The organism is Neobacillus drentensis, from assembly GCF_036965425.1.
GTDB lineage: Bacteria > Bacillota > Bacilli > Bacillales > Cytobacillaceae > Neobacillus > Neobacillus drentensis_F.
The window spans coordinates 51,845-73,353 of the sequence record NZ_JBALPP010000017.1; the positions used below are offsets into that span (position 1 = coordinate 51,845).

The window sequence follows — 21,509 nt, forward strand, 5'->3', positions numbered from 1 at the left end:
AGAGGTAGTAGAGATGGAACACGAGCTTTTATGGATTTACGAGGAAGAAAAGAAAATGAAAGCGAAATTAAGAGAAGCGAAGGACAGGCGTGATCGAGAGGCGGTTGAATTCGCTCAAAAGGCTTTGATTACTTTGTATGTAAGGTTTGGAGAACATTTTAAAATGAATGCCGAGCCTGACCCTATAGTGGCAGAGCGGTATTTAAAGGCTGCTGTCATCCTTCAGAAAGATCATCCCGTGGCGAATTACCGGCTGGCGCACTTATTATATCGAAAGAAAATGTATACGGATGCTCTATTCCATTTTGAGCGGGCGTTAGCAGGTTCTGATTCAGAAGGATTAAATGAATCCCAAGAGATGATCGCCAATATGTTTATGGCGAATTGCGGGATTTTTATTGCCAGGCAGGCATTAACTGAATTGGAGGCCAGCAACGAAAATCCGTACATAGATTTTGATGAAAAGCTGGTTGGCCGATATCGCGGTGAAATGCTGGAGGCAATTGGCGAAATGTTCGATAACAGATTCTATCGAAAAATTGCTGACGAAAAGGAAGAATTCATTTCGGACGAAAAAGTCCAATTGATTCTTGAAAATAATTGGGATGCTAAACAGGTTGTTTTATGCAGCATGGATGATGGCGTTCATCTTTATTTTGGTAAGCATCAACCGATCTCGCTCGAGCCGACTGCATTTAGGATCTTGTACTTTACTTTGAAGGCTGGAGGAAGGCCCCTGACTGGCGAGGATATCGAGGACCGATTTTTTGAGGGATTAGGACAAGAGATTGACCCTGACCTCCTTAGGCAAACCATTAACAGAATGCAAAGGCGAATCCCTTTTTGGGATAAAATCATCGAGACCGTGCACGTTCGAAATCCAGACACCAATAGAGACAGAAGAGCGAGAAAGCTTGCAGAAGGAATTGGTTTTTGTATGATTTGCCGGGCAGGGGATATACTGCCGGAAGAAGGCTAAAAAGCTTAAAGGGAAATTCATTTACCCATTCATGTGGAAATGAGTTCATACGGTAAATGAAAAGGCGGTTCATTGCCCCATAAGGATAAAAGTGAACTCTCACGGTAAATGAAAGACCCAATCGACGACTTTTCATTAAAGATTCAACCTTAATGAAACATGAGCCCAGTTCCTACATATAATGATTTTGAGGTTACCGAAGTTGCTTCCATTTGTAAGGAGGGGATGCTAATGAAGTTCACGGTACAGTATATACCCTTGAACAAGATCAAACCCGATTTATCAATGAAAATAACTGAGCACATCAAGAGGCTTCAAAGGTTTATGTGGGACTGCATGTTTGTTTTGGTTGTTAGAAAAAATCGGAAAGACGACAGTTATATCATTGTGAGCGGGCACGACAGATTTGAAAATCTTCGGAAACATACAAAAAGTATCTATGCACCATGTATCGTTGATAAAAGCACATCCCCTGGAATCGCCTCCTGGTATTACCGTATCCGAAAGAAACAACCTCTGGATGATTTTCCCTTAATGCCAAAAAGCTGGTCTATTGTTCGATCCTTTTTGAAGCAAGAGCCCCGTTTCCATGAATTATCAAGATCCCAACAAATAAGGGTCCTCATTTTGGCAGTGAAGTACAAAAAAACAGTCATCCATTCTATGAAAACAACAGTGAATGACATGATTAGAAATAATGAATAATCAATGTAGCCCCAAGTGTAATCATGCACTCGGGGTATTTTTATTTCCAAAATCAAATATTTCGGGAATGAAAATAAATGATCTTTGTGATATTATAACAATATTAAATTTGCACATTGGAAAAATATATCTTTTTGGGAGATGGAACAGCATGCTAAGGTGGAAACGAAATTTGTGGGTGCTCTGGATCGGAGTTTTTTTCACATCAGCAAGTTTTTCCATGGTCATACCTTTTTTGCCGATTTTTTTACTTCAAATCGGAGTACACGATCACACTGAAATGTGGTCAGGTCTGTTATTCGGTTCGGCCTTTTTTGCCGGTGCCCTTGCCTCGCCGTTCTGGGGGAGTGTGGCAGATAAATATGGAAGAAAACCGATGATCATTCGAGCCGGATTTGCCTTGTTTGTGATATATACGTTAATGGCTTTTGTCACAAATCCATATGAAATCTTGGTGCTGCGCATCCTTCAGGGGTTATTAAGTGGGTTCATTCCTGGTGCGATTGCTTTAATTGGAACCAACACGCCTAATGAAAAAGTGGGATATGCACTTTCGATGATTTCTTCCGCCTCGGCATCTGGAGGAATTGTCGGACCATTGCTCGGCGGGGGAATGGCTGAATTAGTAGGAAACCGCTGGTCATTTGCAAGCGCAGGGATTATTGTATTTTTCGCGACTATCTTAATCATTTTTTTAGTAACAGAGGAAAATTTTAAACCAAGCAAGAAGCGCGGCTCTGTCAAAAATGATTTTAAAACAGCCTTGGAGAACCGTCCTTTCATGCTTGTTTTAATTTTAACCGTCATTACTGCCTGTTCGGTGCTGACGATAGAACCGGTGTTGCCCTTGTATATCGTCAAACTGAGCGGTTCTGCCGATAACACTTCATTACTGGCAGGAATTGTCTTCTCCCTGCCTGGGATTGCAAGTGCGCTGTTTGCTCCTTTATGGGGAAAATGGGCAGATAAAGTTGGATTTCAGAAAGTTCTTTTCATAGGACTGCTCGGTGGCGGAATTTTCACCATCGGCCAGGTTCTATTCACTCATTTATGGGGATTTTCGCTGATCCGCTTTGTGTCTGGAATCTTCTTCTGTGCGGTTTTCCCAGCTTTAAATGGCTTGGTTGTGAAGTCTACAACAGAGGATTTCCGTGGAAGAGCCTTCGGTTTAAACCAAACAGCTACCCAAATAGGCGGGGTGACGGGACCGTTGATCGGTGGATTAATAGGAGGCATTTTCCCTGTACAAAGTGTATTTATGTTAACGGGTCTTTTATTATTAGTTGCAATGGTAATGGCTTATTGGAATAGCAATGAGCTGAATAGTACCCTGAAAAGAAAGGCTGTATCAAGTAAATAGTACGTAATTTATTAAAAAATCCCTGGGTCCATTTTATGGATCCGGGGATTTTTTTTGGTTCATATAATCAATGGGTGGACATACATTTAGATTATAAGTCCAAATTTTTTTTGAAAATAACTAGACATAAAGGAGAAGGACAAGCGGATGGGTTTCTTACATGAAATATTTAATAGTTATCATACCTTTTTATCACTAGATGCATTAAAATCGGTCTTTTCTAATCCAGCAAGCTGGGGGATTATTGGAACTCTTATCATTTTGGAGGGGCTGCTTTCGGCTGATAACGCCTTAGTCTTAGCCGTTATGGTGAAGCATCTGCCAAAACATCAGCGAAAGAAAGCTCTATTCTATGGGATCTTTGGTGCTTATTTTTTTCGTGTTATCGCGATAGGGTTAGGAGTCTCCTTAATTAATATTGCTTGGATCAAAATTGTCTGCGGTCATTATCTCCTTTGGATGGTTTTTCAAAATTTTATTAAGAAAAATGAAGATGATGGCGAAATCCAGGGAAGAAGAATGGGCTTTTGGAGAACCGTGATAACCGTTGAGCTTATGGACATTGCCTTTAGCTTTGACAGTATTATTGCCGCATTCGGTGTCTCGAATCATGTTTGGGTGCTCTTATTAGGAGGTATGTTAGGAATCTTAATGATGCGTGGTGTCGCTCAATTATTCCTAACCTTAATTGAAAAAGTACCGGAATTGGAAACGACAGCCTTTATTTTAATAGCGATTATTGCCATTAAAATGATTGCTGCTGCTTTCGGATTCCATCTCGATGAATTAATTTTCTTTAGTATTTTAATAGCAGTATTTATGGGAACCTTTATCGTTCATTTTTTCCGTGGCAATTCGGAAAGAACGATCTAATTTCAAAAATGGAGCAGGGTAGCAATTACCCTGCTTTTAATTGATTTGTTAATCAATTGGTATAGTTGTTACTCCTTCTTAGCGACCTTTCGTAAATACTTCTCCATTGAGGACAGTAATTCAGATAAAGATACATCATCATCATCCGCTCTTTCCATCATAACTTCCTCTGCATAAGGCTCCTCAAATGTTAAAGGTTCCTCTTGATACTGAACACGTTGACGTGATTTCTTCCTATCGGAATCTGATTTATATGATTGTTTTTCGGCTTCATATTGAGAGAGGTTTTGTTTCTCTGATTTTGAGGATCGGTAAACCTCTTGTTTGTTAGATTGCTTCGATTGATTTGAAGCCTGGTTATTCGATTTTTGATCTTGGGCATTTTCAACTTTAAGGCCATAGCTAATATTTTTGATATGGAACATTGATAGCCGGACGATTTCCTCTTTGTTAATCAAGGATACATAATCATGATGGATGTCACTTAATACGCCTTCAAGCTTCTCCGGGCCCCCGCGATTAATTTTGACCCATTGAAATTTCAATGATTCCAGTAAGCTATAGAAGTTATCTGCTTTTTTATATTGAATATCATTTGGAACCACGATGTTAAATTCCATTTGGCCCTTCATATTATCGGTAAAGCTTTTAATATGCTGGGTATTGTAATAAACGAGACCGTCGTCTTCCGTGAAAAGAGCAAGATGATCCTCACTGGCATGCATTAACTTGCCAATTCTGGATTCAGAGCCGCCTCGATTGACCTTTATTACTTTCCCAATAAAGTATTTCATGATGTCATTATGCATAATAAGTTTTCCCCCTGTAAATTTTATAAATTATATTAACACTGCATCTATATGTGTCACGCAATGACGTTGTCCTAATAAATTAGCCTTTTTTTTTAAGATTAAGAGAAAATAGGCAGATGATAGAGTATGATACAAGACCAGGACCCAGATGGACATACTTTGTTTGTGCTTGTATCCTGCTTTCAAATCGGCTTTTAAAAAATTTTTTACAGGTAATCGTTCAGCTTGAGGTTGAAAAAAATGAAGGTGTTAGGCGAGAATCTAATAGGAATGTTGGGGAGGTAAATAAAAAAGCAGTAAACCTTTTTACTGCTTTTCGTTTCATCATTGTTCTACTAGGTTGGTAACAGAAACACTTTGTTTATTGTTTGGTTCGTCCAGCGGATGGATGGTTGCTTTTCCACTTTGTTGATCCACATGCTCAATATATATACGGGTACCGTTATAGGTCACGTTTTCCATTTGTGGTGAATTACATATTTCCTGTGCGCGTTGTGCATCCATATGAGTAACCTCCTTTCGTTTTTTACTACAAAAGTATTTGTCATAAACGAAGGGTTTATTCTTATTGCATGGAACAAAATATTGTTGATTAATGTAAAAAGCTTTATTTACGGTTAAAATTATGTTATTAATTATATGTAAGTTATATAACAATACATTGTTGTTAGTTCTACTAGGGGGGTCCGATGGCTCGGACTGAGAGAAGGATGCATAAAATCCTTTGACCCTTTGAACCTGATCTGGATCATACCAGCGTAGGGAAGTAGTTTCGAAGGCGTCACTCGAGTTTCTCGATTTTGCGCCGCTACTTTTTGACGTTTAATCAGGTTCTGTTTTCAAACAGAGCCTTTTTTTATTGTCATCTATTTATATGTCTGTCTATGGACTCAACATATAATGGACTATGCTGTAACTTCTAGATTGCAAAATCTATCATTTTTAGGAGGAAGTTACAATGCAAAAGGAAGCAAACGTAAACATCGAATTACAATCACCATTTACCGGGAGCAGAAAAGTTTATCTTGAGGGATCGAGATCTGACATTAAAGTCCCGATGAGAGAAATCCGGTTGACACGAACGGTTACTACATATGGAGAAGAAGAAAATGCACCTGTTCGGGTTTATGATACAAGTGGGCCTTATACGGACCCGAACCATCCAATTGATATCAGAAAAGGGCTTCAGGCATTGCGCAAAAAATGGATCTTTGAACGCAATGATGTTGAAAGCTATGAAGGAAGAGAAATAATGCCAAGAGATAATGGCTACCTTGATGAAGATGAGCGGGCCAATCTTGAATGGTTTCCTAACATAAACAATTTACCTTTACGTGCCAAAAAAGGTCATAATGTTACCCAAATGCATTATGCGAAAAAGGGGATCATCACTCCTGAGATGGAATTTATCGCAATTCGTGAAAATGTAGAGCCTGCATATGTCAGGGACGAGGTTGCCCGTGGGAGAGCGATTATTCCAGCCAATATCAACCATCCTGAAACTGAACCAATGATTATTGGACGAAATTTCCATGTAAAAATCAACGCCAATATTGGGAATTCAGCTGTCACATCCTCGATTGAACAAGAGGTTGAAAAAATGTCCTGGGCAACACGCTGGGGAACAGATACTATCATGGATTTATCAACTGGAAAAAATATTCATACAACAAGAGAATGGATTATCCGCAATTCCCCGGTACCGGTTGGGACGGTGCCTATTTATCAAGCTCTTGAAAAAGTGAATGGAGTTGCTGAGAATCTAACCTGGGAAGTCTATCGCGATACGTTGATCGAACAAGCTGAACAAGGGGTCGATTATTTTACGATTCATGCTGGTGTGCTGTTACGTTTTATCCCATTGACAGCGAAACGGACGACAGGAATTGTATCCCGTGGAGGTTCGATTATGGCCCAGTGGTGTCTGGCCCATCATCAGGAAAACTTTCTCTACACCCATTTTGAAGAAATATGTAAAATTTTAAAGCAATATGATATTTCGGTTTCGCTAGGGGATGGATTGCGTCCAGGCAGCATTGCCGATGCCAATGATGAAGCGCAATTTGCAGAGCTTGAAACATTGGGGGAATTAACGGAGATTGCCTGGAAGCATGATGTGCAAGTGATGATTGAAGGACCCGGACATGTTCCGATGCATAAGATTAAGGAAAATGTAGATAAGCAAATGGAAATCTGTAAAGAAGCGCCATTTTATACGCTTGGGCCGTTAACCACTGATATCGCACCAGGATACGACCATATTACCTCAGCCATTGGCGCCGCGATGATTGGCTGGTTTGGAACTGCTATGCTATGCTATGTGACACCAAAGGAGCATCTTGGTTTACCCAATAAGAATGATGTCCGTGATGGCGTTATAGCTTATAAAATCGCGGCACATGCAGCAGATTTGGCAAAAGGCCATCCAGGAGCGCAAATTCGGGATAATGCCTTATCGAAGGCCCGTTTTGAATTCAGATGGGAAGACCAATTCAACCTATCATTGGATCCAGAACGCGCAAGAGAGTATCACGATGAAACTCTTCCAGCAGAAGGGGCCAAAACAGCACATTTTTGTTCCATGTGCGGTCCAAAGTTCTGTTCGATGAAAATTTCCCATGATATCCGGGGGATGGTAAAGGAAGATGAAAGGGTTACAGGTATGAAGAAAAAAGCGGAGGAGTTTATCTTCAATGGATCAAAAATATACCGATAATACTCCTTCCAATGAAGTAAAAAGATTAATAGCAGAAATTGATTATTTACACCAAAATATTCATTTTTTAAAAGGTAGAATAGAATCCATTCAACGCCATTGTAAGCATATTTTTTTTGAAACCCCTGGAATGAGAAAATGCCATAAGTGCGGGTTCGCTGAAAGCACCTATTATTAATAGAGGAAGAAACATAGGCTCAACATTTTCATGCTGGGCCTTTTTCTAATTTTAAGTCTCTTTTTGAGCGTATAAAGGCGATAAAGTCGATTATTTCGTCTGCTGTTACTGGTTCCCCATCGATCAAAAGAGAGGGAGTTGGGGTATGAATGACTGTTGTGATTTCTACTCTCTTCTGCATCCGATGCAGCTCGTCTGTTCTTCCCAACAAATAATCAACTGTCGTTTCGAATAATTCCGCTATTTGTGTTAGTGAGAGTAAGGACGGTTCACGGTATCCTGACTCATAGCCAGCATAAGTACTTTTAGCGATTCCTAATTGATCAGCGGTTTCCTGCAGCGACCATTTTCGTTCTTTTCTTAATTCGGATAAACGATCCAGCATTCGTCTCCAACTCCATTTTCTTAATATTGTTCAAATTATAACATAGAATCATAGACCCGAATAGAAAAAAGTACGCGTATCGAGTACAAACTATTGATTTATCCAATTTAAGTTCTATAATGTAAAGTATAGATACGCATTACGCGAATAAAAGACTATTTTTTCACTCAATGGAGCTGATACAGTTGAAGAAAATCCTATTACTCGCCACCGGAGGGACTATTGCATCCGTAGAAGGAAATGAAGGACTCGTTCCTGGTCTTTCCGCTGAGGAATTGCTTCATTATTGTCCGATTACCTCCTATGATATTAAAATTGATAGTAAAATCTTAATGAATATTGATAGCACGAATATGCAGCCAGAGCATTGGGTGAAAATAGCCCAAGCCATCCATGATCATTATCAAGAATATGACGGTTTTGTCATAACCCATGGAACAGATACACTAGCCTTTACGTCGGCAGCGCTTTCTTACATGCTTCAAGGACTTGAGAAACCGGTTGTTTTAACAGGTTCACAAGTTCCGATCAGCTTCAAAAAAACAGATGCGAAAAAAAATGTCGCCGACGCCATCCGGTTTGCCTGTGAAACAATTGGAGGAGTCTTTATCGTTTTTGACGGCCGAGTTATCCTCGGAACAAGAGCGGTTAAAATGCGTACAAAAAGCTATGATGCTTTTGAAAGTGTAAATCACCCGTATGTTGCGTTTGTGAATGACAAGGAAGTGAAATATCAGTGGAAACCAGCACCATCCACGGACAAGCTTTCAATTAATACTGATTTATGCACCGATGTATTTCTAATGAAATTATATCCTGGAACCAAACCGGAGATTTTTGATAGTTTAAAAGGATTATATAAAGGTATAATAATAGAAAGCTTTGGTAATGGAGGATTGCCGTTTGAAGGGCGGAACCTTCTTTCAAAAATCCAAGAGCTGACCGGTGCGGGTGTGGCGGTCGTCATTACGACCCAATGCTTGGAAGAAGGGGAAGATTTGCTCCTCTATGAAGTCGGCCGGAAGGTAGCCCAGCATAACGTTATTTTATCAGGGGATATGAACACGGAAGCGATTGTCGCGAAGCTGATGTGGGCCCTTGGACAATCGAATGATTTAGACGAGGTCAAGAATATCATTGAAACTCCTCTGGCAGGGGATTTAACGATCAATTCTGATAAAGAAGAATAATGTTATTAAAATCGAGGAGAGATACTATGTCCACCATGCAAAAGACAAATGGGAATGTACGAAATGAAAAGGATTTTCTAGGAACAAAGGAAGTGCCGGTTGATGCCTATTACGGTGTTCAAACGTTAAGGGCCGTTGAGAATTTCCCGATTACCGGCTACCGGATTCATGAAGAATTAATAATAGCAATGGCGACGGTCAAAAAAGCGGCAGCACTGGCAAATATGGACGTTAAACAGCTTTATTCCGGCATTGGCGAGGCAATCGTTAAAGCGGCGGAAGAATTAATGGATGGCAAGCTGCATGACCAAATCATTGTTGATCCGATTCAGGGCGGTGCTGGCACTTCGATTAATATGAATGTTAATGAGGTCATTGCCAATCGTGCCATCGAATTAATGGGCAAAGAAAAGGGAGACTATTTTCATTGCAGCCCGAACACCCATGTGAACATGTCGCAATCAACAAACGATGCGTTTCCAACTGCCATTCATATCGCGGTATTAAACCTTCTTGAAAAATTGCTAGAAACCATGAACGTGATGCATAGTGCTTTTGGGCAAAAGGCTCAAGAGTTCAATCATGTTATCAAAATGGGACGGACCCATCTTCAGGATGCTGTGCCAATCCGTCTCGGCCAGGAATTTGAGGCCTATGCCAGGGTTATCGAGCGGGACATCAAGCGAATAAAGCAGTCGCGTCAGCATTTATATGAATTAAATATGGGGGCAACCGCTGTTGGCACGGGACTAAATGCCGATCCACGTTATATTGAAAATGTGGTCAAATATCTTGCCGAAATCACCGGGCTGCCGTTGGTTGGAGCGGAGCATCTTGTGGATGCTACTCAGAATACCGATGCCTATACTGAAGTTTCAGCAGCTTTAAAAGTATGTATGATGAATATGTCTAAAATCGCCAACGACCTGCGCCTTATGGCATCTGGCCCTCGTGCGGGATTGGCAGAAATCCAATTGCCTGCCCGTCAGCCAGGATCTTCCATCATGCCAGGAAAAGTGAATCCGGTTATGCCGGAAGTGATTAACCAAGTGGCATTCCAAGTAATCGGAAATGATCATACGATCTGCCTTGCCTCAGAAGCTGGCCAGCTTGAATTGAATGTCATGGAGCCGGTGTTGGTTTTCAACCTGCTTCAGTCGATCAGCATCATGAATAATGCCTTCAGCGCCTTTACAGAACACTGCTTAAAAGGAATCAAAGCAAATGAAGATCGCTTAAAGGAGTATGTTGAAAAGAGCGCCGGGATAATTACTGCCGTAAATCCACATCTTGGATACGAACCTGCAGCAAGAATTGCCAGAGAGGCGATTCTAAGCGGGGCGTCAATCCGTGATTTATGTTTAAAATATCAAGTATTGACCGAAGAGGAGCTTGATTTAATTCTTGATCCGTATGAGATGACACATCCAGGGATTGCTGGGGCCTCCTTGCTGGATAGAGACTAAACAAAAGGTGCTTGACACTCTATTTTCGGAGGGTGTCAGGCACCTTTTTTAACAATCACATCTTTACAGAAGCCTCATTAGGAGAAATGGCCTTTCGCCATGATAACTGGGCAAGTGTGAGCACTAAAAGGGCAGCTATTCCGATCCCGGCAATCACGATAAAACCTGTTGAATAGGTGCCGGAAATTTGTTTAAGGGAACCAAGAATGTTCGGTACAAAAAATCCGCCAATTCCGCCGGCGGCCCCGACAATACCGGTAACCATGCCAATCTCTTCCCGGAACCTCTGCGGCACCAATTGAAACACCGCCCCATTTCCCATCCCAAGGCAAAGCATGCCAATAAACAACAGGGTAGTCACTAGGTAAATAGAAGGAAGCTGGCTTACACCGAACATCGATAGTGCTACGCCAATAAATAAGAATGTTAGTAAACGTCCGCCGCCAATCCGATCGGCTATGTAACCGCCAACTGGCCGGAAAAAGCTGCCTGCAGCCACGCACAGTGTCACGAAATCTCCTGCGGTCACCATTGATAACTCGTACTGATCCACAAAAAAGATACTTAAAAAACTGGATAATCCTACAAATCCACCGAAGGTAACACTATAAAGCAGGCAAAAATACCAGGTATCCCGTTGTTTCAGAACCTTGAAGTATTCAAAAATCGGTTTTGCTGCCGGCTGGGAAGGAGCATCCTTAGCCATTATGAAATATAGGATAAAAACGATTAATAGTGGCAGCATTGCCAATCCCATCACGTTATGCCAGCCAATATTTTCAGCGATTCGCGGACCGAACAGTGTCGCAAATAATGTTCCACTATTACCCGCACCTGCTATTCCTATTGCCAAGCCTTGTAATTGCGGTGGATACCAACGGCTCGCCATCGGAATCGCTGCCGCAAAGCTTGCACCTGCAACACCAAGGAGAATTCCGATTAAATAAAGCTCTGGTAATATTCGTCCAAATAACCATCCCCACACAAGAGGAATAATTGTGACGAGCATTCCGCTAATCGCCGTTTTACGAGGTCCAATCCGATCTGTTAAGACCCCAAGGACAAGACGGAAAAAGGAGCCACTGAGGATAGGAACCGCTACAATCAGACCCTTCTGAGAGGGAGATAAACTAAAATCTTTTGTGATAAAGACTCCTAGAGCCCCTAATATGACCCAAATCATAAAACTAACATCAAAGTATAAAAATGATGCCAACAATGACGGTGCATGACCGCTCTTCTTTAAATCCGTTAATTTCATCATTCATTACCCCTTTCTAACTTAATAAAGCTTCAGTTACCAGCCGATATTTTGTTTTTTTGAAAAGATCACTTTTCCAATCAAATATAAAAATGAAATAATACCAATTGTTTTTTTCATTCCTTACCTCCCAATCATTTGCTTTTTTTAGCATAGAGGGTCATCGCTGCTCTTGTCAGAAAACATGTAAGGTATCCTGACAAGGAATTTTTTCTGAAAATTTCATGTTAGAAAATATCACACAATTAATTTCTGCTTATTCGTTTTATGGAATAATGGAGAAAGTTCATGGCGTCAGCTTACAATTGGATTGTCTGGAGGGTTATTAATGGCAAAACAAAAATTAATCTTGATTGGGAATGGAATGGCCGGCATCCGCTGTCTGGAGGAAATCTTAAAGTTGAATCCCGATCGGTTTGATATAACGGTCATTGGCAGTGAACCGCACCCAAACTATAATCGGATTTTATTGTCGACTGTTTTGCAAGGGAGAACATCGTTAGCCGACATTACCTTAAATAGCCGGGAATGGTATAACCAACACCATATCAAGCTGTTTTTAGGGGAAATGGTCCTAAAAATTGATACCGACAATCAGATTCTCTTAACAGATAAACTGCGAGTGGTATCATATGACCAGCTTATTTTAGCTACTGGTTCCACTCCGTTTATGCTGCCTATTCCAGGCGTTGATAAGGAAGGTGTCATTTCTTTTAGAACAATTGAGGATTGCCAAATCATGATCGAAACAGCGAAGAAGTATAAGAAAGCAGTCGTAATTGGCGGCGGACTATTAGGATTGGAAGCAGCAAGAGGGCTGTTGAATCTGAGTATGGATGTAAAGGTGGTTCATCTTTTTAGTTGTTTAATGGAAAGGCAATTGGATCAAACAGCGGCGAAAATGCTGCAAACAGAGTTGGAACGGCAAGGGATGTTGTTTCTTTTGGAAAAAGAGACAGCGGAGATTCTCGGGGACGGGCGGGTTGAAGGCTTGAGGTTCAAAGACGGAACAGAGATAGAGGCCAATTTGATTATCATGGCAGCGGGGGTCAGGCCGAATGTCCAGTTGGCGAAGGATAGCGGGATTGAGACTAAACGCGGGATTCTTGTTAATGATTTTTTAGAAACGAGTATTCCGAATATCTACGCTGTCGGGGAATGTGTAGAGCATCGAGGAATAGTTTACGGATTGGTGAAGCCTTTATATGAACAAGGGAGGGTGTTAGCCAAGCGGATTTGCGGCATCGCTAGTAAGGGATATGAAGGATCGGTTCTTTCTACGCAATTGAAAATTTCGGGAGTAGAGGTTTTTTCAGCAGGCCGGTTTGAGGAAACCCCAGATTCAAAGGCGATTAAAATTTATGATGAGATAGCTGGAGTATATAAAAAGATGGTTTTCAAAGATGATAAAATCATTGGTGCTGTCATGTTCGGGGATACAAGCGAGCGCGGAAAATTACTAGAAATGATTTTAAAACAACAAGATTTACAGGATATTGAAAAAGTTGCCATTTTTCCAACCTCTATTGTTGAAAGCCATACAATTACATCTTTGGCCAACAGTGAGTTGATTTGCAATTGCAATGGGGTAACAAAAGGAGCGATCATCGAGGCCGTGCAAAAAAAAGGTCTTTCCTCTGTTGAACAAGTGAAAATATGCACAAAGGCGTCAGGTTCGTGTGGTGGCTGCAAGCCGATGATTGAAGAGCTATTATCCTATATTAATAGTTATGATTTTTCCGAGGTGATAGAAAAGACGTCCTTTTGTTCCTGTACATCGTTATCAGAGGATGAAGTGGTACAAAAGATCCAACAGTTGGGTCTAACTTCTTTATCGAAGGTGATGGATGTCCTTCATTGGAATACCAAACAAGGCTGTACGAAATGCCGGCCGGCCTTGTCCTATTATTTAGCGATGATTAATCCAGAATATGAGAATATCCAGGAAACCCTTTTTCTAAACGATCGGATGAATGCCACCTTGCAACAGGACGGCACGTACTTGGTCATCCCGCAAATGTATGGCGGAATGACCAAGTCTGAGCAATTGCGAAAAATAGCGGATGTCTCTGACAAATATGGAATCGTAGATATTGCGATTACAAGTGAACAAAGGATTCATTTGATGGGGATAAAAGAAGGAGACCTCGCTGGTGTTTGGGCCGATTTGAACATGCCGATGAGTTCAACCTATGGAAATAAGGTGCAAACAATTAAAACCTGTATTGGGGAACATATTTGCCGTTGCGATAAACAATCCTCTCTCCATCTTTCAGCGAGTCTCGAAAAAAGATTGGAATTTCTGACCACTCCCTATCGTGTGAAGATGGGTGTTTCTTCCTGTTTGCATGATGGTGCAAGCTGCACCACGAAAGATATCGGAGTCATCGGAATGGAACGAGGCTGGGAAATTTATGTTGGAGGGAGCAGCGGTCGGAAAGTACGTGGCGGTGAACTGCTGTGTATTGCTGCCTCGGATAAAGAAGCGTTTGAAATGGTTACAGGATTTGTCCAATATTACCGGGAGACAGCCAATTATCTGGAGCGGACATGGGAATGGATTGAGCGACTCACCTTAGTTCATATAAGAGAAGTATTATTTGATTTCGAGCTTCTCCGGCAATTGTTGGATCGCTTAGAAGAGGAATTGTCGTTGCGGAAGCGGTTTTATGAGAAATCTGAATTGTCTACTTTTAAGGGATTGTAGAAAGTGTCCGTATTATTGAATAAACCTATGATTATGTAAAAATTTATCTGAAACGGAGGCGGTAATTTGACTGAAATGTTCTTAAAATACTTCAGGACAAAGCAGCAAAAAGTTGAATCTGAAAAAACATATGATACCCAATGTCCTTTTTGCAGTATGCAATGCAAAATGCAGTTGATAGAACAATCGATTGTTACACGAAGAACATATAAGACCATCGGAAAAGATAATCCCACTTCAGAAGGGCGTTTATGCATCAAAGGCATCCATGCACATCAACATTCCTTCCATCGCGAGCGGTTAAAATACCCATTATTAAAAGTGAATGGAGAATTTGTCCGCATTAGCTGGGAGGAAGCCCTGGACAAAATCAAAGAGAATTTTACCAGAATTCAAACGGAAGATGGCCAGAACGCTTTGGCGGTTTATGGCAGCGCCTCACTCACCAACGAAGAAGCTTATTTACTAGGAAAGTTTGCACGAAGTGCTTTAAAAACCAAATACATTGATTACAATGGCCGCTTATGTATGTCTGCAGCAGCCTCTGCCGCGAACCAAACATTCGGAATGGATAGAGGATTTACCAATAGCCTATCTGAAATTCCTTACACAAATTGCATCATCTTAGCGGGAACAAATATCGCCGAATGTCAGCCCACCATCATGCCATACTTTGAAAAAGCAAAGGAAAACGGCGCTTATATTATTGCAATAGACCCTCGTGAAACCGCGACGACGAAACTGGCAGACTTGCATTTGCAGCTTAAACCGGGTACCGATGCCGCACTCGCAAATGGGCTGTTAAAAATAATAATAGAAGAAAACTATATTAATAAACTCTTTATCCAAGAAAGGGTAAATGGGTTTGAAGAAGTAAAGGAGTATGTTTCATCGTTAACACTGGAGGAAATCGAAGACATAACCGGTGTTCCAATCGCTCAAATTCGTAAAGCGGCAATAAAGTTTGGAAAAGAAGAAACAGGGATGATTTTTACCGCAAGAGGTGTGGAGCAACAAACCGATGGATCGATCGCTGTTCGTAATTTATTGAATATTCTGCTTTCAACTGGGAAAATTGGCAAAGCTCATTGCGGTTATGGAGCAATAACAGGACAGGGAAATGGACAAGGAGCCCGTGAACATGGGCAAAAAGCCGATCAGCTTCCTGGATATCGAGCCATTGAAAACGAAGAACATCGAGCATATATTGCCAGTGTTTGGGGGATCGATGAGGCCGAATTGCCGGGAAAAGGGGTTTCTGCATACGAAATGATTGAGAAAATCCATGAAGTTGAAATTACCGGCCTATTTATCATGTGTTCGAATCCGGTTGTTTCCCATCCAAATGCCCAATCTGTGATAAATGCATTAAAAAAATTAAAATTCTTTGTTGCAGCGGATCTTTTCTTGTCAGAGACGGCAAAATTAGCCGATTTGATTTTGCCCTCTTCTTCTTATTTGGAGGATGAGGGAACGATGACAAATGTGGAAGGCCGGGTCACACTTCGCGAAGCGAGCTATCCATGTCCAGGAGAGGTCAAGCACGACTGGCAAATTATTTGTGAAATGGCACGTGTTCTTGGTAAAGAAAAGGCTTTTTCGTTTACTTCGGCAGAAGAAATTTTTCAAGAATTACGAGTGGCCAGCCGTGGGGGAAAGGCTGATTATTTCGGGATTACCTATGAGCGTCTGCGAAAAGAAGGCGGTATAATATGGCCTTGTCCTGATATGGGACATAGTGGGACGAAAAGGCTGTTTGAAGCTTCCTTTTCACATCCTGATGGAAAAGCTGTCATGGTCATCGCTCCAAACAAATCAGTTGTGGCGAAAGACCAAACAAGTGAAGAATTTCCCTTGTTATTAACGACAGGAAGAGTTATGTCCCATTATTTAACCGGTGTACAAACAAGGAAAAGTGCTGCATTAGCGGCAAGAAATGTGGAATCGTACCTGGAAATCCATCCGACAACTGCCTTAAAATATCAAATCCCTGATCATACATTGGTAAAAATTGAATCCAAACAAGGCTGCATTGTCGTTAGAAGCAAATGGTCGGAGACGATTCGCAAGGATACCGTTTTCGTCCCATTTCATTGGGGTGACTCACAAAATGTGAATCTTCTAGTTTCAAAGAAATTAGATCCTGACTGCAGGATGCCTGGATTTAAGGTGACTGCAGTGAGAATAAGTTCGTTAATGGAACAATTTATACAATAAAAATTCTATCTTGAGTGTATTTGCCCGTGTTTAATTGTTACAGATTATTGTGAATATTTTGTGAATAATCCTCGTCCATTTTCTTCACCCGTTATTATTCCAAGCATAGAATATAGCAAAGGTGGTGATGATAAATGGACTTCGGACTTTCAGCCTGGATGCTATATACTATGCAGGCCGTTTTTGGACTAATGATTCTTAATTTCCTAATTCAGTTTATCCAGATGTTCTGGAAAGGCTCCTTTGATACAAGTTTTGTACTAGATTATTTAAAGGATATCGTATACTTCGTTCTTCCATTAAACCTTCTTATTTCCATGAATTCAATTGATCCAACAGGATGGATTATGATAACCTTCTACTTCATTGGCGGGCTTGCTGTCGTAATCAAGTACTTGTTGGACATCAAAAATAAATTAGTTAAATAAATGATTTAGAGGCCTTCCCTTCTAGGGAGGGTCTTTTGCTGTGCTTTGAAAATAAAATTCCAAAAAAATCTCGATTTTAAGATATTACTGCTTACACCTTTAGGCTGTTTCTTCATATAATATTCCAAATTTTCCGAAATGGAAGTGGGACCATGAAGAGTCATAAGTGGATAAAGTGGCGCAAATTCCTGCTCTGGCTCGCCTTTATCATATTTATTGGCGTGATATTGGTGAAGGGAGGACCTTCCTATTGGTCGGTCGCCTTGACAATCATCAGCTTTTTATTTCAATTGCTATTCGCAATGTTATTTATGATCATACAGTTTGTTGCACTCTTCTGGTTTCTGGCCCGGGGGCGAACGTACTGGATCTTGCCTGGTGAGACCGGTACAACCTGGGACGACTATCGGGGCAATCCAGAAATTGTGGAAAATGCCAGAAGGATTGTTACCCTTCTTAGGGGTGTAAAAGAGTTTAAAGATATGGGTGGCGAAGCTATCAGAGGCTTACTCCTATGCGGCCCGCCAGGCACCGGGAAGTCCTATTTGGCTCAAGTAATCGCCAACGAAGCACAGGTACCCTTTGCCTATGCTTCAGCCCCAAGTTTTCAAAATATGTTCTTTGGCGTAGGTAACCTTAAAGTAATGGGCCTCTACAAGAAAGCCAGAAAGCTCGCAGATATATATGGTGCCTGTATAATTTTTATCGATGAAATTGATGCCATCGGGATGAGCCGTCAGGGCGGAGGCGGAGGCGGAGCAGGTGCAGGTCTGATGGGCATGGCTGGAATGGGAGGAGCCGGTTTGCTGAATGAACTGCTTTTACAAATGGACCCTCCGAACATCGATAACTCCAAAATCGCTAAGTTTCTTCGCTCACTGGGGTTACGGAAAAAAGTAGCAGAGCGCCCAGCCGTTCTAACGATAGGCGCGACTAACCTTCCTGATGTCCTCGACCAGGCATTGCTCCGGCCGGGCCGCTTTGACCGCAAACTTTGGGTCGACTCCCCTGACTATGATGGCCGGGTAGATGTTTTCCAATACTATCTTAAAAAAGTAAAAATTGATTCATCGCTGACCTCTGAGAAGGCCGCTCTTGACACAATCGGCTATAGTCCAGCGCAAATCAAACATATTGTCAATGAGTCTGTCGTCATCGCCCACCAGCGTGGCGCCCAGCTAGCCAGTTATGAGGACTTCCGGGCTGCGATGGAAACCTATGAGTGGGGGCTTAAACAGCCGTTAAGCTCTATGATGGAGGATGAGAAGCGGAACGTCGCCTATCATGAGGCAGGGCATGCGGTGGCACAGTATCTATTGAAGCCCCACGAACGAGTTTGGAAGGTCACAATTATCCGCCGCGGCGGTGCGCTTGGTCTTGCCGCTACTAAGCCGACCGAAGAGCGATATAACCGAAGTGACAGCGAAATGCTCGCTGAAATTCAAGTTTGTTTGGCTGCGAGAGCAGTAGAAGAGGAATTCCTTGGCAAGAAATTAAACGGGGTTACGTCCGATCTCCAGCAGGCCACGATGATAGCAGGTGCCTACCTTGGTATGGTCGGCATGGGCGATGAATTGTTCAGCTGGCTCGCGTTAGGAACCCGAATCGATGGACTTCGCGCATTACGTCCTAAAATCAATCTCTTATTGAAGGACCAGATGAAACAGGTTAAGCAGCTTGTCAATGAGCACGCCGATTTCGTCCATTCGATTGCTGGGGAATTATTAAAGCGAGGCGATTTAACGGGTGAGGAAATCGAAGAGCTTTATGTGCGCCTGTATGGCCAAACCAGACCAGAACCAAGAAAGGTAGCAACCCTCGAATATTTCGAGGATCCACCTGTTATAGGGTTTACCAATAGTAATACAGTAGACGAAGGGACAGATGAGACAGAGGAAACAAAATAAACAGAACCGATTAGCCTCGTTAATATACGAGGTTTTTCGTTGTTGTTTTCGATAACAGAAAGGAAGAGTATTTTTATGTAAAAGAAGCAAAATAAAAAAGGTAAACAAGGCTCGTAAAAACAACTTTGAAAAGGACCATATTCGAAGAGTAACGCCAAATGGGGCAGATGGTCAATAATTAGATAGAAACAAGGAGTTGTTAATTAGCAAACTCGTTATTTCTTGAAATATGGAGGGGAAGTTCAATGAATTCTAAATATGCACCTATATTCCAACCATTTACGCTTTCGAATGGAATAACTTTAAAGAATCGGATTGTTATGGCACCGATGACCAATTTTTCATCTAATCAGGATGGTACTGTTTCCGATGCCGAGGTTAAATATTATGCAAGGCGTTCAGCGGGGGTAGGAATGGTCATTACGGCTTGTACATATGTAACCGCTAATGGCAAAGGTTTTCATGGAGAGTTCGGCGGGGATCGGGATGAGCTTATTCCAAGTCTTAAAAGGCTCGCATCTGCGATAAAAGAAAAGGGATCAAAAGCGATTTTGCAAATTTTTCATGGCGGACGCCAAGTTCCGCCTGAGTTAGTAAACGGCGATGTCGTCAGTGCGAGCAGCATTCCTGCTGAAGGTGAAGGAAAGCCTGTTCCTAGAGAATTATCTGAACAAGAGGTAGAGGCAATAATCCGGGACTTTGGAGAAACAACTCGCCGGGCGATTGAATCTGGCTTTGATGGTGTTGAAATCCATGGGGCAAATGGGTATCTTATTCAACAATTTTTCTCCCCTCATTCCAACCGTCGTGAAGACCGCTGGGGTGGAAGTCTTGATAAACGTCTGAACTTCCCATTGGCAGTAGTGGACGAGGTAAAGAGTGTTGCTGCGAAGTATGCCAATGATTCATTTATTACAGGGTACCGCTTTTCACCAGAAGAACCGGAAACACCCGGAATTACCATGGCTGATACATTGTATTTAATAGATGCACTTTCGGAAAAAGATCTTGATTATTTGCATGTATCGCTAAATGATTTTTGGTCCACACCGAGAAGAGGCATTGAGGATACGCGTTCACGAATTGAAATTATTCAAGAGCGAGTCGGCTCTCATATTCCTGTTATCGGTGTAGGCTCGATTCGTACGGCGGATGAAGCACTAAAAGCACTTGAAACAGGGATTCCTTTACTTGCACTTGGGCGCGAAATCATTATGGATCCGGATTGGGTACAAAAGATTTCTGAAGGCAAGGAAAATGAGATTATAACCAAAATAGACAAAACTAAACAAAATGAACTTGTCGTTCCAGATCCACTTTGGCAAGCCATTATCCATACCCCTGGATGGTTTCCAGGTGTATAATTTTCGAAAAGCATCTGCAGATTTAGATGCTTTTTTTTGTGATAAAATGGTTAATGAATATTTTAGTGAATTTGGTATAGCATGGGTAAATAGGAAAAATATCATCGAAAGGACCAATAGAGATGGACATCCTATTATCTTTTATCCATACCTTGCTGCTTAGTGTTATAGAACTTTTTTATTTAGTAGGCAGCATTATTGCGGCTGGTCTTTTGTTAGGGATTACCGAAAAGTATTCTAATACTTTTCTGATTAGAACTTTTGGGCCAAAAGGAGTGTTGGTAACGGCATGGATTGGGACCCCCATTCATGAAATCGGTCATCTTATCCAGTGCTTCCTGTGGGGACATCGGGTTACGAGGGTCAAACTACTTCAGTTGAACAGTTCGAATGGCGTCCTTGGATTTGTCGAGCATCAATATAACCGAAACAGCATGTATCAGCAGGTGGGGAATTTTTTTATAGGTTTAGGCCCTATTTTTAGTGGAATCGGTTCGTTGATATTGGGGATGTATCTGTTCGTGCCTCAATCCTTTAAAACCTTTCAACAGCAGCTTCGTGAGCATGTTTCACTTGAAAAGTTGGATTTAAATGTTATTAAATCAATAGTGGGAGCCATATTAGCGATTAGTAAAAGTCTTTTTACCATAGAAAATTTCATCAACCCGCTTTTTTGGATCTTTTTAGTTATTGCTATCAGTATTTCTTCCCATATTGCTCTGAGTAAATCGGATATCCAAGGCTCGGCAAAAGGACTGTTGACGATCTTCTTTTTATTGGTTTTGTTTAACCTTGTTTCAGGCCTGTTCCATTTAGACAGCTACCGGCTAATCCTCAAACTGGCGGAATATAATGCGTATGTCCTGGCCTTATCGGGGATTGCTTTCCTTTTTTCGCTGTTTACCTTGGTAGTAAGTTATATACTTTATCAAATAAAAAAAGGATTGTAAGAGAGGATAGA

The 21,509-nt window shown here is 41.5% G+C and carries 18 protein-coding genes and 1 riboswitch; of the genes, 14 read left to right on the top strand and 4 right to left on the bottom strand.

All coding sequences use genetic code 11. From position 1 onward, the window contains the following. The first annotated feature begins 13 nt into the window (after positions 1–13). The 4 genes from V7161_RS04570 to V7161_RS04585 all read left to right on the top strand — a co-directional run bounded on the left by V7161_RS04570 (position 14) and on the right by V7161_RS04585 (position 3,917). A complete protein-coding gene (locus V7161_RS04570) occupies positions 14–979 on the top strand; it encodes a helix-turn-helix domain-containing protein (RefSeq protein ID WP_335442629.1) in 966 nt (321 codons plus the stop codon). Between the two features lie 231 nt (positions 980–1,210). Then, positions 1,211–1,684, top strand: a complete 474-nt coding sequence (locus tag V7161_RS04575) for a hypothetical protein (protein WP_335442631.1) — start codon at positions 1,211–1,213, stop codon at positions 1,682–1,684. 151 nt (positions 1,685–1,835) lie between these two features. After that, a complete protein-coding gene (locus V7161_RS04580) occupies positions 1,836–3,044 on the top strand; it encodes an MFS transporter (RefSeq protein ID WP_335442632.1) in 1,209 nt (402 codons plus the stop codon). Between the two features lie 147 nt (positions 3,045–3,191). Next, positions 3,192–3,917, top strand: a complete 726-nt coding sequence (locus tag V7161_RS04585; RefSeq protein ID WP_335442633.1) for a TerC family protein — start codon at positions 3,192–3,194, stop codon at positions 3,915–3,917. 68 nt (positions 3,918–3,985) lie between these two features. Here V7161_RS04585 and V7161_RS04590 read toward each other — a convergent pair whose 3' ends face one another. Both V7161_RS04590 and V7161_RS04595 read right to left on the bottom strand, forming a co-directional pair. Next, entirely contained in the window at positions 3,986–4,726 is a 741-nt protein-coding gene (locus V7161_RS04590; protein WP_335442635.1) for a spore coat protein, read from the bottom strand. A 327-nt stretch (positions 4,727–5,053) separates the two neighbouring features. Then, positions 5,054–5,233, bottom strand: coding sequence for a small acid-soluble spore protein H (locus V7161_RS04595; protein WP_223590187.1), 180 nt, complete (start codon positions 5,231–5,233; stop codon positions 5,054–5,056). A gap of 164 nt (positions 5,234–5,397) precedes the next feature. Continuing rightward, positions 5,398–5,511: riboswitch (TPP riboswitch) on the top strand. 176 nt (positions 5,512–5,687) lie between these two features. Between V7161_RS04595 and thiC the strand changes: the two genes are divergently transcribed. Both thiC and V7161_RS04605 read left to right on the top strand, forming a co-directional pair. Continuing rightward, positions 5,688–7,445, top strand: a complete 1,758-nt coding sequence (thiC, locus tag V7161_RS04600) for a phosphomethylpyrimidine synthase ThiC (RefSeq protein ID WP_335442637.1) — start codon at positions 5,688–5,690, stop codon at positions 7,443–7,445. After that, positions 7,423–7,623, top strand: a complete 201-nt coding sequence (locus V7161_RS04605; protein ID WP_335442639.1) for a hypothetical protein — start codon at positions 7,423–7,425, stop codon at positions 7,621–7,623. Before thiC ends, V7161_RS04605 begins: the two co-directional genes overlap by 23 nt. Before the next feature lie 28 nt (positions 7,624–7,651). Here the strand turns inward: V7161_RS04605 and V7161_RS04610 are convergent, their stop codons facing one another. Then, on the bottom strand, positions 7,652–8,008 hold the full coding sequence (locus tag V7161_RS04610; RefSeq protein ID WP_335442640.1) for a helix-turn-helix domain-containing protein: 357 nt from the start codon (positions 8,006–8,008) through the stop codon (positions 7,652–7,654). A 185-nt stretch (positions 8,009–8,193) separates the two neighbouring features. Here V7161_RS04610 and V7161_RS04615 point away from each other — a divergent pair, with 185 nt between their 5' ends. Continuing rightward, positions 8,194–9,198: an asparaginase gene (locus V7161_RS04615; protein WP_335442641.1), complete on the top strand. Its 1,005-nt coding sequence runs from the start codon at positions 8,194–8,196 to the stop codon at positions 9,196–9,198. A 35-nt stretch (positions 9,199–9,233) separates the two neighbouring features. After that, the gene (gene aspA / locus V7161_RS04620) at positions 9,234–10,664 is read left to right on the top strand and encodes an aspartate ammonia-lyase (protein ID WP_335442748.1); all 1,431 of its coding nucleotides are present in this window, start codon (positions 9,234–9,236) and stop codon (positions 10,662–10,664) included. Between the two features lie 55 nt (positions 10,665–10,719). Here aspA and V7161_RS04625 read toward each other — a convergent pair whose 3' ends face one another. Next, positions 10,720–11,925, bottom strand: a complete 1,206-nt coding sequence (locus V7161_RS04625) for a nitrate/nitrite transporter (RefSeq protein WP_335442750.1) — start codon at positions 11,923–11,925, stop codon at positions 10,720–10,722. 328 nt (positions 11,926–12,253) lie between these two features. Here V7161_RS04625 and nirB point away from each other — a divergent pair, with 328 nt between their 5' ends. The 6 genes from nirB (at position 12,254) to V7161_RS04655 (ending at position 21,498) form a co-directional block, all read left to right on the top strand. Next, positions 12,254–14,632, top strand: coding sequence for a nitrite reductase large subunit NirB (nirB, locus tag V7161_RS04630; protein WP_335442642.1), 2,379 nt, complete (start codon positions 12,254–12,256; stop codon positions 14,630–14,632). A 66-nt stretch (positions 14,633–14,698) separates the two neighbouring features. Then, positions 14,699–16,849 carry an assimilatory nitrate reductase catalytic subunit NasC gene (nasC, locus tag V7161_RS04635; RefSeq protein WP_335442644.1) on the top strand — a complete coding sequence of 717 codons (2,151 nt, stop codon included), beginning with the start codon at positions 14,699–14,701 and terminating at the stop codon, positions 16,847–16,849. Positions 16,850–16,983: 134 nt separating this feature from the next. After that, positions 16,984–17,277 carry a hypothetical protein gene (locus V7161_RS04640; protein WP_289984334.1) on the top strand — a complete coding sequence of 98 codons (294 nt, stop codon included), beginning with the start codon at positions 16,984–16,986 and terminating at the stop codon, positions 17,275–17,277. 152 nt (positions 17,278–17,429) lie between these two features. Continuing rightward, the gene (locus tag V7161_RS04645; protein WP_335442646.1) at positions 17,430–19,184 is read left to right on the top strand and encodes an AAA family ATPase; all 1,755 of its coding nucleotides are present in this window, start codon (positions 17,430–17,432) and stop codon (positions 19,182–19,184) included. Between the two features lie 245 nt (positions 19,185–19,429). Continuing rightward, the gene (locus V7161_RS04650) at positions 19,430–20,548 is read left to right on the top strand and encodes an NADH-dependent flavin oxidoreductase (protein ID WP_335442648.1); all 1,119 of its coding nucleotides are present in this window, start codon (positions 19,430–19,432) and stop codon (positions 20,546–20,548) included. A gap of 122 nt (positions 20,549–20,670) precedes the next feature. Continuing rightward, on the top strand, positions 20,671–21,498 hold the full coding sequence (locus tag V7161_RS04655) for a hypothetical protein (RefSeq protein ID WP_335442650.1): 828 nt from the start codon (positions 20,671–20,673) through the stop codon (positions 21,496–21,498). Positions 21,499–21,509: the final 11 nt, after the last annotated feature.